This is a genomic window from Dermacoccus sp. PAMC28757, assembly GCF_014302635.1.
Taxonomy (GTDB): domain Bacteria; phylum Actinomycetota; class Actinomycetes; order Actinomycetales; family Dermatophilaceae; genus Dermacoccus; species Dermacoccus abyssi.
Genome location: NZ_CP060292.1, coordinates 933,113 through 944,784, shown reverse-complemented (window position 1 = coordinate 944,784; position 11,672 = coordinate 933,113). Strand labels below are relative to the sequence as shown.

The following is an 11,672-nucleotide window of genomic DNA, read 5'->3' as shown; positions in this document are numbered from 1 at the left end:
CAAAAAGGTGATCGTGTGTCTTGTATCCATCCATCAAACATCAGCCAGAACAACACCAGCCATAAGGCCAGCAAATATTGTTGTTTGGCGATGATCACATCGGCACGCTGTTGAGTTCTCAAAACACCATCACACACCATCAACAAGCCCCACACACTGTGTGGCGGCCCGTTTCCGGGGCAACTTCTCTAACTTAATCCATCCGGCTCTTGGGCGTCAAATCCAACCCGCCACCGCCACAACCGTGACCAGTGAGGATCTTCATCTCGCGCACTTGGCTCCAGACAAATCCATCAAACCCAAGCACCCGACCCGCACACTCAACCACCAACCAAAGTCAGCGTGAGCGGCTCCTGCCGCGATGCCCTTCCGGGCTGACTCCGTAAACATTAGGCGACCGGAGAGTGTCGGGCAAATCGAGGGCGTGTGAACTGGCGCACGCTCGTCGGGGGCCGGTTTCGGCGTCAGCGCCTGGTGGTCACAGGCCGTTCTGCGAGCCGGCAACGATGCGTCGGTGGTCGGGCTCGAACCCGTGGCGCACTCCCCACAGAACAGCCTGACTCCGGCTCGTCACCCCGATCTTGCGGTAGCCCGTGCGGATGTAGCTCTTCACCGAGTTGATCGACAGGTGAGTCTGGGCTGCGATCTCGTTGTTGGACAGCCCCTGTGTGATGAGCGCGAGCACCTCGGCCTCACGAGGCGTGAGCCCCTCTTCGCGCCCGGGCCACTCACCGGCGATCGGCCCCGTACCCACTTCGGCGGAGACGATCGTCTCCCCGGCGTGGACCCGCTCCAGCGCTGCGACGAGTTCCGAGGCCGGGAGCGTCTTCGACAGGTAGCCCTTCACGCCGGCCTCCAGGCTGCGGCGCACAAGATCCGGCTGAAAGTTCCAGGTGTAGACCACGACGTCGCCAACGTTCGGGGCGCCGATGAGGTGCGACAGCGTGACCTCGTCACCGTGAGCCTGGCCGAACGTGTCGTACAGGACGATGTCGCACTGTTCGGCGACCTCCGGCTCCTGGGGCGTGGTGTCCAGTTCGACCACGACGACACGGTCCTTGTACCGCTCGAGCATCTTGACCAGGCCGTTGACCACCACTTCGTAGTCGTCGACGACGGCCAAACGGATCGGGTTAGCGTTCATCACCCCTTGAGGCTACGACCTTCACCCCCGCGGCGAACCCACCCCTGTGGGTGTGAAGTTGGTGAAGAGTTCCGCTTGCCAACGTGATTCGGCGTTCCCACGAATCGGCTGACAACGGCGGCCACAGGCGTCGGGTGCAGCGGGTGGTCACGAGCGTCAGACAACGCCCGGATTGCCGCGGCCGGCCAGGACTTGGCGGCGCGAGCTCGAGCCAACCTGTCGGCCACCTGCATCGCACCGGGCTGGGGCGACTTCCCCCTTGCCACACGCTTTGCCGCGGACTTCATGCCCAGGTCGTAGAGCGGGCGTGCGTATCGCTTCGCCCCGTAGGCCACGCGCCCGTCGGGCTCGGTGAGGATGACGTGCTTGCCCGCCTTCATGCCTGCGAACGCAGCAGCGGCGACCTGCGCGGACGAGCGCGGCGCCTCGTCGATGAGCTTCGTCGCGCTCTCCTCCATCTCCCGGTCAGCGCCCTCGAGGGAACTCGCAAGGTTCGTGCGGAAGAACGAGGGGCAGATGACGCTCACGTCGACGCCGAAGGGCGAGAGTTCGTGGGAGACCGTCTCGCTCACCGCAACGACGGCGGCCTTCGTCGCGTTGTACGTGGCCATTGCAGGCGCGTGAACGAGGCCGGCCAGGGAGGCGGTGTTGACGATCTGGCCGCTGCGGCGTTCCTTCATCATCGGCGTGAACGTGTGGCATCCCCGCACGACACCCATGAGGTTGATGCCCAGGGCGCGGTCCCACTCGGCCATGCCCGCGGCCTCGATGCGACCGCCGACGGCGATACCGGCGTTGTTGACGAGAAGGTCGAGGTGGCCCCAGTGCGACTGCACCCAGGTACGAGCACCCGCCCAGTCGTCGTCACTGCGGACATCGAGGCGCAGGTAGTCGACGCCGTTCGGCAGGAGGGAGGGGTCAACGTTCTCGTGGATGTCGGTGGCGAGCACTCGCGCGCCGTCAGCGGCGAGGAGCCTCACGAGTTCGAGACCGAGCCCCGAGGCGCCGCCCGTGACGAGGGCGCACGCGCCCGAGTAATTGCGCATCTTCCGTCCGAAACCGATCATGCTCCCGACCGTACGGGCGCATCGTCTCCGTCGGTGCGCTAACCGGCATACTCGTGGCCATGGCAGGCCACCGCATCTTCGACACCCCGTTCGCGAGCATCTACCCGCACTACGTTACGAAGGTGGAGCGCAAGGGGCGCAGCGTCGCCGAGCTGCACGAGGTCATCACGTGGCTCACGGGGTATGACGACGAGGGCATCCGCCGCGTCATCGACGGCGAGGTGACGATGCAGGGCTTCTTCGACGAGGCCCCGGCGTTCAACACGAACGCGGAACTCATCACCGGCGTCATCTGCGGGCACCGGGTCGAGGAGATCGAGGACCCGCTCATGCAGCGGATCCGCTACCTCGACAAGCTCGTCGACGAACTCGCCCGCGAAAAGAAGATGAGCTCGATCCTGCGCCGCTGAACGTCAGCGGCGCAGGGCGTCGATCTCGAGGCGGACGTAGTCGAGCACCGGCTCGCTCATTGCTTCCCGCACGGCCCGGGTGAAATCGCGGGCCGCGTCATCCGTCATGCCGTCGAGGTAGCCGCCGAGACAGATCGTGGCGAGGTAACGCTCCATCGTGGCCGGGTCGTCGATGCGCACCGGGCTGGGGCGCAGTTCGACGCGCTCGACGTCGAAGCCGTGACGCTCCAGGCGCTCCTTCGTCTCCTGCGGCCCCACGAAGCCCTTCGGCTCGTTCGGCACGCCGCGAACGTCGGAAATGGCTGCCTCCACGATGGCGATGTTGCCCTCGCCGCCCGAATCGGATGCGAGGCGGGCGCCGGGACGCATCACCTCGGCGAGATTCGCGAACAGCGCGTCGTGGTCGGCGATCCAGTGGAAGCAGGCCACACTCATCGCGGCGTCGAAGGAGCCGTCGAGGTCGAGCGGCTGCTCGAGGTCGCGCACGTGGAAGCTCGCACGCTCGGCAGGTCGACCGGCGAAGCGCTCGCGGGCCTGCTCCACCATCTGCGCCGACCCGTCGATACCGACGAGCTCGACATCCGGGAATCGGCGCAGGAGCTCCTCGGCGTCGCGGCCCGTACCGCAGCCGGCGTCGAGGACGCGCTCGGTGCCGGCGAGGTGCAGACGCTCGATCGTGCGCTTGCCCCAGGCGACGTGCGGCAGCGGCAGCTCGTCGTAGACCTTGGCGTTCCACTCTCGGGTCATCGCCGGCACCTTCCGTCGAAGTATCTTGACATCAAGATACTTGATTGGTTCTCATTCGAGAAGGGCTGCGATGTCCGCGCCGCTCAGGCGACCACCGCCCGCCCCTGCGTCGACGACGTCCTCGAAGAGCTTGCGCTTCTTCTCCTGCAGCTCGACGACCTTGTCCTCGATCGTTCCGGCACTGACGTAGCGGTAGACCATGACCGGATTCGTCTGCCCGATGCGGTGGGCGCGATCGATGGCCTGGTCCTCGGCGGCCGGGTTCCACCACGGGTCGAGGACGATGACGTAATCGGCCTCGGTGAGCGTGAGCCCGGTGCCGCCCGCCTTGAGCGAGATGAAGAACGCGTCGGCGTCGCCGTCCTTGAACTCGTCGACGACCTGCTGCCGGTTGCGGGTCGAGCCGTCGAGGTAGGCCGTGGAAACACCGGCATCCGCCGCGGCCTCACGCACGATGGTGAGGAAGTCGGTGAACTGGCTGAAGACGAGCGCACGATGCCCCTCGCCCGCGATGTCGGCGAGTTGCTGGACAACGGCCTCGACCTTGCGCGAGACGCTCCGCCCAGAGAACTCGTCGTCGACGAGCGCCGGGTCGAGCGCGAGTCGGCGAAGGCGCGTGAGCGCCGCGAGAATCTCGACGCGGTTGGCGTCCGGATCCTTGAGCAACCCCATGACGCGCTGCTGCTCGCGGCGAAGGTGCCGCTTGTAGACGCGCTCGTGCTGAGGCGACAGCGCGACATCGACCCGCTGGATCTGCTTCTCGGGAAGGTCGGGGGCCACGTCCTGCTTGCGCCGACGCAACATGAGCGGGCCGATGCGGCGGCGCAGCGCCGACAGGGCGTCGGTGACGACGTGCCCCTCGCCCTGCTCGATCGGCTTGCGGTAGCGCCGGATGAAGTCCTCCGGGCGGGGAAAGAGACCCGGCGCGACGAGGTTGAACAGCGACCAGACATCCATGACGGAGTTCTCGAGCGGTGTGCCCGAGATGGCCAGGCCGAACGGCGCCCCGATCTTCTTGATGGCCTGGAACGTCTGCGACGTGTGGTTCTTGACCATCTGGGCTTCGTCGAGCACGAGGGCGCGCCACGAGCAGGCGTGGAAGTTGTCGGCATCGAGGCGGGCCACCGCATAGCTCGTCACGACGACATGGGCACGCTCGTCGCGGATCTCCTGGGCCACCTCCGTGCCGCGCTTCTTCGACGTGGCGTTGAGGACACTGACACGCAGCTTCGGCGTGAACTGCGCCGCCTCGCGAGCCCACACGCCGAACACCGAGGTGGGCGCGATGACGAGGGCCGGAGCGTCGTCGAGTTCCCCTGCCGCGCGGGCCCGTTCGAGCATCGCCAGCGTCTGGATGGTCTTACCGAGGCCCATGTCGTCGGCCAAGACCCCGCCGAGACGCGCGTCCCACAGATTGGCGAGCCAGGCGTAGCCCTCGAGCTGGTAGGGCCGCAACGTGGCATCGAACGCCACCGGCGTCTCGACCGCCCGCGGGTTCCAGCCCTGCTTCGTCAGGCCCTCGACGGCCTCCTGCCATGCCGTGCGCTGCTGCTCGACAACCCCGAGCCCCACGAGCTGGTCCCACAGGCCGATGTCGTAGCGGCTGATCTGCAGCTTCTCCGAGGTCTTGTCGGTGAGCTCCTGGGCTTCCTCGAGAACGCGTGAGATGTCACGAAGCTGGGGCGAGTCGAGCCGGAAGTACGTGCCCGACGGCAGCATCATCGTCTCGTCGCCGCGGTGCAGCGCCTCGATGAGGTTGGGGTAGGGCACCTCCTGGCCGTCGACGCTGATGGTGATCTGCAGGTCGAGCCAGTCCGGCTTGTTGCCGGCCTCGTTGACGCCCACCTCGATGATGGGATCGTCCTCGGCCTCCTCGTAGACGGGCAGCTCACCCGCCATGACGACGTCGACACCGTCGACGGCCTTGAGTTCGGGAACGGCGTCGGCGAGCTTGACCGCCTCCATGCCGAGGAGCTCGGCCTTCGGCTTGACCCACAGATCGAAGCCGGGCACCGAACGTGTGAGGCGCAGACGCCCGAGGAGGACGGCGGCGCGGGCGATGACGGCGCTCTCGCTCGAGAACTGACGCCCACGACCCACCGGCGTCGACGTGACTCGCTTGTCGCCGTAGGTGAAGAACGTCTCGACCTCGACCTTGCCCACCGTCTTCGGCGTGACGACGAGGAGCAGACGCGGTTCGACCGGATCGCTCAGGGTGTTCGTGACGTCACTGATGCTTGTGTGACGACGCAGGCGGGGCAGGAACTCGCTCTCGAACTCGGGGATCTCGTCCTCGGGAATCTCGATGACGTCGCCCAGCAGGAGCGGTTGGAGCACCGAGTGCGGCGTCTCGTGGAACGGTACGAGCCGCAGGCTGCCGCGGTCGAGCACGGCGACGCCGTGAGCCGGCTCGCCGATGAGGATGGCCGTACCGAACTCGGGTTCGAGGTCGACGCCGACGACGTCGGCCGTCAGGACGAGCCCGGCCTCGCTGCGGTGGATGCCGAGCGTGACCTCCGCGGGCTCGGCGAGCGTGACGCCCTCACCGGGCGTGGCCGCGAGCATGAGCGTGATGCCGGCGTCGGCCACCTCGCGAAGCCCCGGCCAGACGCCCGGGCCGAGTTCGTCGAGGTAGACCGTCTGACCGCTGCCGACCTGGGGCTTGTGCGCCGCGACGAAGCGCTTGAGCACTTCCTGCTGATGCTCTTCGGCCTCGGAGATACCCGCGCTGCTGCGCACGTCGACCCACGTCGCCGTACGCGACCAGCGCCCGGTGCGCATGAGCTTCGTCGGCTTGAGCTCGAGGCGCTGCACCGGCGTCGAGTCCGACATCGACGCGGGCCGAGCCTTGGCCTCGAACTGCAGACCGAGCTGGGCGCGCCACGAACTGCTCGTGGGACTCTCGACCCGCTTCTCCACCCGCTCGGGCTCCGAGGGTCCGAGGGATTCCGACAACCGTGCCCGCCAGGACGCGGTGGCCACGCCGCCGCCGCCGAAGAGGGGCACGACGTTGGACTGGGCGCTCGAACGTGCGGGGGTGCGCGAGACCGAACCCTTGCCCACGCCGTCGGTAATCGCACGGCGCGCCGCGATGATGGCGGCGACGGCGTGCTTGCACTCGGTGGCGACAGGGCACGTGCACCGCGAAACCCACAGCGGCTCACCGTTGGCCGCCTCGCCCTTGTGCGTGACGAGGCACTGGTACGGGGCGAGCCCGTTGCCGGTGACGGTACCCATGAGCACCCGCCCACGGTCCGCCGTGGCCAGCGCGACGACCTTGCCGCCGATGGCATAGTCGAGGCCCCGGCTGAACGCACCCTCCCCGACGACGGCCGCCAGACCGACATCGGTGCTCGACAGCACCCACGTGGCCTCGTCCGGCTCGAACTTCATCGTCACGTGCGCGAGGTTAACGCAGCCCACCGACAACGCCGGAGCTCCGCCCGTGCGAGGTGCGGACCGGGACCGAGGCACCCATCTCGCAACCCGCCTACGATGAGCTTGTGAGCCGCGAGCGTCAGCCCATCACGCCCCCGACGATCATCCTGCGCACGCCTGCCCCGACCGACGACCTCGACGCGGAACGTGCGTGTCTCTCCCCCGACGAGCTTCACCACGCGAACACGCTGCGCGACGGCGAGACCCACCGCATGTTCGTCGCCCGCCGGGCCCTGCTGCGCACCGAACTGGCTGCGCGTCTCGGCGGGTCTCCGGCCGAGATCGTCATCGACCACCGTCCGTGTGTGCAGTGCGGCGGCCCGCACGGACGGCCCTATCCGCGTGCAGCCGATCTGCATTTCTCGGTGACCAGCGTGCGTGGCCCGCGTCCCGTCGTCGCGCTCGCCCTCGCCGAACGTCCCGTCGGGTTCGACCTCGAGGAGGTGGCCGAGCTCGACGTGGTCCGCGACGTGGCGACGCAGCTGCACCTGCGCGAGCGGGCTGCCGTCACCGCAGCGCTCGAGACGTCCTCGCGGGCGGCGTGCAGCGTCTTCACCGAGATCTGGACGCGCAAGGAGGCGCTCCTGAAGGGAACGGGCGAGGGCATCACGGTGCCGCTGGACCGCGACGACGTCAGCGACGTGCGTGCCCGCCCGATCCCCGGGTGGACGGTGGCGATGTGGGAGACCGATCGCCCCGACGTCGTCGGGGCATGGGCTCTCAGCGATTGAGCCGGCTCAGCCCCACCCGAGTTCGTGCAAGCGGTGGTCGTCGATGCCGAAGTAGTGGCCGATTTCGTGCAGCAACGTGACGCGGATCTGCTCGACGACTTCCTCCCGCGTCCTCGAGAGTCGCTGAATCGGACCGGAGAACAGGTAGATGCGATCGGGCAAGCTGCCCCATCCATAGCCATCTCCGCGGTCAGGCAACGCGACGCCCACGTACAGACCGAGCAGCTCCCCACCGTCGACGTCGGCGAGCTGCTCGGGCGTGGGCTCGTCCTCGACCTGGAAAACGACGTTGTCGAGGCGGTCGAGGAACTGCGTCGGCACCGCGTCGAGCGCGTCACCGACGGCGTCCTCGAACTCCTGGCGCGACAACCACACAGGGTCAGGACTCACGCAGGCTGCTGACGATGTCCTTGGCCAGCTTCTGTGCCCGCTCGGCCGTGCCGGAGCTGACAGTGATGTTGCGGTACGAGCCCTTGCCGTCCGGCACGTAGAGCGCGACGCCGCGGACGGTGGTCTCGGCTACCGGCAGGCTGTACTCGTACTGCACAGCCTGTCCGAGCGGCGTCTCGATCTCCTTGAAGGAGACGGGCTTTCCGCCGATCTGGTCGAACGACGAGTCGAGTTGGCCCTTCGTGGGCTTCACGGGGATGGCGCCCTTCGTGACGTTCGCGTTGTCGGCGAAGTTCGACGTGCCGGACAGATCGATGACGACGATGTCGGCCTGGGTCTCGAACTGCTTGACCATCTGCTCGGGCGTGAGCCCGGACTTCTTCGCGAGCGGTTCGATGTTCTTCTTCGAGCGCGGGTTGTCGAGAAGCGACGCCTCGACCTTCTGCCAGCCCGACGGCACGGCGAAGCTCATCCCGGCGTCAGGAGCCGTGACGAGCTTTGTGCCGGCCGGCAGAGCGGCGTTGCCCGCATCACTCGACGAGGCACTCGAGGAGGAAGTCGGGGACGAGCTCGACGAGGACGATTCGGACGAGGTGGACGACTCCGTCGCGGACGATTCGCTCGACGACGACTCCGACGGCGAACTGTCGCTCGTCGAACTGGAGCTCTGCGACGAGGAACTGCTCGTCGAGGTGCCCTCCGCACCGAACGTGCCGCACCCGGCGAGCACCGTGGTGAGCGCGAGCCCTGCCGTGCCCACCCTGAGCGACTTCATGACGAACCCCTCCCGAACACTGCCGACTGTGAGGCTCACACTAGCGCGGCAGGACGACCGGACGACCCGTGGAGGGATCCTCGAGAACCACACACTCGATGCCGTACAGACGCTTCGCCAGTTCGGCGGTGAGAACCTCCGCCGCCACGCCCTGCGCGACGATCTTCCCGTCGGACATCGCGACGAGATGATCGGCGTAACGCGCCGCGAGGAACAAGTCGTGCAGCACCATGACGACGGTCGTGCCACGCTCGGCGTTGCGGCGCCGCACGACGTCGAGCAACTCCACTGCGTGACCGATGTCGAGGAAGCTCGTCGGCTCGTCGAGCAGCAAGATGTCCGTGTCCTGGGCGAGTGCGAGTGCGAGCCACACCCGCTGACGCTGACCGCCGGAGAGCTCCTCGACCGGTCGCTCGGCGAGGTCGTCCACGCCGGTGACGCGCATCGCCTCGGCGACCACCTCGTCGTCCTCGGGGCCACCGCGCCCGAGCAAACCGAGGTGCGGGGTGCGCCCTTGACGCACGAGTTCCGCGACACTCATCCCTTCGGGAGCCAGCGGGTTCTGGGGCAGGAGCGCCACCTTCTTCGCGACGTCACGCGTCGGCTCGGACGCGACGTCGGCGTCGTCGAGCAGCACCCGCCCGGACGCCGGCGTCATGAGTCGGGTGAGGCCCGCGAACAGCGTCGACTTGCCACAGCCGTTGGCGCCGATGAGGACGGTGACCTGCCCGTCGGGCACCTCGAGCGAGACGTCACGGACGACGTCGGGCCCGGCGCCTCGGCCCGAGCCGTAGCGCAGCACGAGTTCTTCGGTGCGAAGCCGTGTCATCGCGTTCCTTTCGATCGGCCTCGCTGCGATGCGACGAGGAGCCAGGCGAGCACGGGCGCGCCGGCGAGTCCGGTGATGACGCCGACGGGCAGCTTGCCGCCGCCGGGGATGAGGTAGGCGCCGACGTAGTCGCCGGCAATCGTGATGCTCGCTCCGACGAGAGCCGCAGCGACGATGCTCGTGCGCCCCATGAGACGACGGGCGATCGGGCCGGCGAGCAGGGCGACGAAGGCGACCGGGCCACAGACGCTCGTCGCGACGGCGATGCCGAGCACGACGGTGACGAAGACGAAGGCTCGTGTGGCGCCGTCGGGAACGCCGAGGCCGACGGCGAGCGGGCGACCGAGTTCGAGCACGCGCAGGCGATGAGCCAGGACGGCGAGCACGACGAGCATCGGAAGCCCGATACCCGCGAGCCGTGCGATCTCGGGCCACGTGACGTCCGAGACCGAACCGGCGAGCCACACCATCGCGTCCTGCGCCTGGAAGGCGTTGGACTTGAGCAGGATCCACTGGATCACCGACTGCAGACCCGCAGCCATCGCGATACCGACGAGGATCATGCGCGCCGTCTGCCCCTTGGCGAGAGCCAGGATGACGCCGGAGACGGCGAAGCCACCCAGCACGGCGACGAAGAGGATCGGCCAACCGGACCATCCGAGCAACGTCACACAGAACACGGCCGCTGTACTCGAGCCGAGCGAGATGCCGAGGACGTCAGGGCTCGCGAGTGGGTTACGCACGAGCGACTGCATCGCCGCACCTGCCGCGCCGAAGAGCGCCCCACCGACGAGGGCTGCCACGGCCCGCGGCAGCTTCGACTCCATGAGGACGTAGTTCGCGCCGCTCACGTCGATCTGCTCACCGAGGACGATGCGCACGGCATCGGTGATGGTGAAGGTGAAGTCGCCGAGGAGAACCCGGACGAGGAAGATCGCCAGAGTCGCGACGATCAGTGCGCCGAGGGCGACGAGGCGGCGCCGTTTGCGCGGATCGGTGTCGACGCGCGACCGCTCGAGAGTCGTCGGGGACATCTGCGTCGCGGAGGGAGAAGTCGATGTCGTCTCGTTCACAGCGATCGCATCCTCGCGACGACCCACAGCAGGGCCGGGCAGCCGAGGACGGCCGTCATGATGCCGACCTGCACTTCGCCGGGCGGGGAGACGACGCGGCCGAGCGTGTCGGCGAGCAGAACGAGGCTGGCCCCGACGAAGGCTGATGCGGGGAGAAGCACGCGGTACGACGTCCCGATGAGGGGACGCAGGAGGTGGGGCGCGACGAGCCCGACGAAACCGATCGGCCCCGCGACGGCCACGGCCCCTGCCGCGAGTGCCACTGCAGCACCGCCGATGACGAAGCGCAGCTTCTCGGGCTTCTCGCCGAGGCCGCGCGCCACGGAATCGCCCATGGCGAGGATGTCGAGGCGCCGTCCCGCGACGAGCAGAACGCCGAAGCCGAGCGCGAGCAACGGCAGCACCGGAACGATGTCGCCGATCTCGCGACCGGCGACCGAGCCGACCTGCCAGAAGCGGTAGACGTCGAGGGACTTTCCGTCGGCGATGAGCAGGGCTGAGGCGATCGACGTCGCGCCGGCCGTGAAGACCATGCCGGCGAGCGCCATCGACAGCGGGCCGCTGCTTGACGCCCCGAATCCGCGTGAGGCCGCCGTCGCGAGCGCCGTCACGGCCACCGCGGCGAGCGCGGCGCCGACGAGCGCGAAACCGATGTAGCCGAGAAGCGAGTTGATGCCGAACCACGTGATGCCCGCGACGACGAGCAGTGATGCCCCCGCGTTGATGCCGAGAATGCCCGGGTCGGCGAGAGGGTTGCGAGTGATGCCCTGCATCGCGGCACCCGACATCGCGACAGCCGCCCCGATGAGGATGCCGACGACCGTACGGTCGCCGCGTGCAGACAGGAGCGCGCCGAGGTCACCCGAGGTGAGCGCCGTGGCCCCGACGAGCAGGGACACGACGACGGCGACCGCGAGGAGCGCGGGCAGCACGAGGCCACCGGCGACGAGCCGCGATCGGCTCGGTGCCTGCGCGTCAGGGCGTGACGTGGTGGAATACATCGGCATCGAGGCTAGTGACCACATCGAATGCGGCTGCGCGCGCACCGCGATGCGGAACGCGCGCAGC

11 protein-coding genes are annotated in these 11,672 nt (G+C 68.1%); 2 read left to right on the top strand and 9 right to left on the bottom strand.

Going from position 1 to position 11,672, the window contains the following annotated elements; all coding sequences use genetic code 11:
* Positions 1-478: 478 nt before the first annotated feature.
* On the bottom strand, positions 479-1,144 hold the full coding sequence (locus H7F30_RS04580) for a response regulator transcription factor (protein WP_118914704.1): 666 nt from the start codon (positions 1,142-1,144) through the stop codon (positions 479-481).
* A complete protein-coding gene (locus H7F30_RS04575; protein ID WP_222617856.1) occupies positions 1,144-2,211 on the bottom strand; it encodes an SDR family NAD(P)-dependent oxidoreductase in 1,068 nt (355 codons plus the stop codon). The genes H7F30_RS04580 and H7F30_RS04575 overlap by 1 nt, the downstream gene beginning before the upstream one ends.
* 59 nt (positions 2,212-2,270) lie before the next feature.
* On the opposite strand from H7F30_RS04575, the gene H7F30_RS04570 reads away from it, so the two are divergent.
* Positions 2,271-2,621, top strand: coding sequence for a DUF2200 domain-containing protein (locus H7F30_RS04570; protein WP_187037042.1), 351 nt, complete (start codon positions 2,271-2,273; stop codon positions 2,619-2,621).
* Positions 2,622-2,624: 3 nt separating this feature from the next.
* On the opposite strand, the gene H7F30_RS04565 is transcribed toward H7F30_RS04570, so the two are convergent.
* Both H7F30_RS04565 and H7F30_RS04560 read right to left on the bottom strand, forming a co-directional pair.
* Positions 2,625-3,368 carry a trans-aconitate 2-methyltransferase gene (locus H7F30_RS04565; protein ID WP_187037040.1) on the bottom strand — a complete coding sequence of 248 codons (744 nt, stop codon included), beginning with the start codon at positions 3,366-3,368 and terminating at the stop codon, positions 2,625-2,627.
* Positions 3,369-3,419: 51 nt separating this feature from the next.
* The gene (locus H7F30_RS04560; protein WP_255465007.1) at positions 3,420-6,761 is read right to left on the bottom strand and encodes a DEAD/DEAH box helicase; all 3,342 of its coding nucleotides are present in this window, start codon (positions 6,759-6,761) and stop codon (positions 3,420-3,422) included.
* Positions 6,762-6,871: 110 nt separating this feature from the next.
* Here H7F30_RS04560 and H7F30_RS04555 point away from each other — a divergent pair, with 110 nt between their 5' ends.
* Positions 6,872-7,537, top strand: a complete 666-nt coding sequence (locus H7F30_RS04555) for a 4'-phosphopantetheinyl transferase superfamily protein (RefSeq protein ID WP_052946891.1) — start codon at positions 6,872-6,874, stop codon at positions 7,535-7,537.
* A 6-nt stretch (positions 7,538-7,543) separates the two neighbouring features.
* Here H7F30_RS04555 and H7F30_RS04550 read toward each other — a convergent pair whose 3' ends face one another.
* The 5 genes from H7F30_RS04550 to H7F30_RS04530 are packed head-to-tail and all read right to left on the bottom strand — an operon-like array spanning position 7,544 to position 11,605.
* On the bottom strand, positions 7,544-7,927 hold the full coding sequence (locus tag H7F30_RS04550; RefSeq protein WP_231579528.1) for a metallopeptidase family protein: 384 nt from the start codon (positions 7,925-7,927) through the stop codon (positions 7,544-7,546).
* Positions 7,917-8,702 (bottom strand): hypothetical protein, encoded by a 786-nt coding sequence (locus H7F30_RS04545; protein WP_187037036.1) that lies wholly within the window; start codon positions 8,700-8,702, stop codon positions 7,917-7,919. Before H7F30_RS04545 ends, H7F30_RS04550 begins: the two co-directional genes overlap by 11 nt.
* A 40-nt stretch (positions 8,703-8,742) precedes the next feature.
* Positions 8,743-9,531 (bottom strand): ABC transporter ATP-binding protein, encoded by a 789-nt coding sequence (locus tag H7F30_RS04540; protein WP_187037034.1) that lies wholly within the window; start codon positions 9,529-9,531, stop codon positions 8,743-8,745.
* Positions 9,528-10,604 (bottom strand): iron chelate uptake ABC transporter family permease subunit, encoded by a 1,077-nt coding sequence (locus tag H7F30_RS04535; RefSeq protein WP_255464956.1) that lies wholly within the window; start codon positions 10,602-10,604, stop codon positions 9,528-9,530. The genes H7F30_RS04540 and H7F30_RS04535 overlap by 4 nt, the downstream gene beginning before the upstream one ends.
* A complete protein-coding gene (locus H7F30_RS04530) occupies positions 10,601-11,605 on the bottom strand; it encodes an iron ABC transporter permease (protein ID WP_255464955.1) in 1,005 nt (334 codons plus the stop codon). Before H7F30_RS04530 ends, H7F30_RS04535 begins: the two co-directional genes overlap by 4 nt.
* Positions 11,606-11,672: the final 67 nt, after the last annotated feature.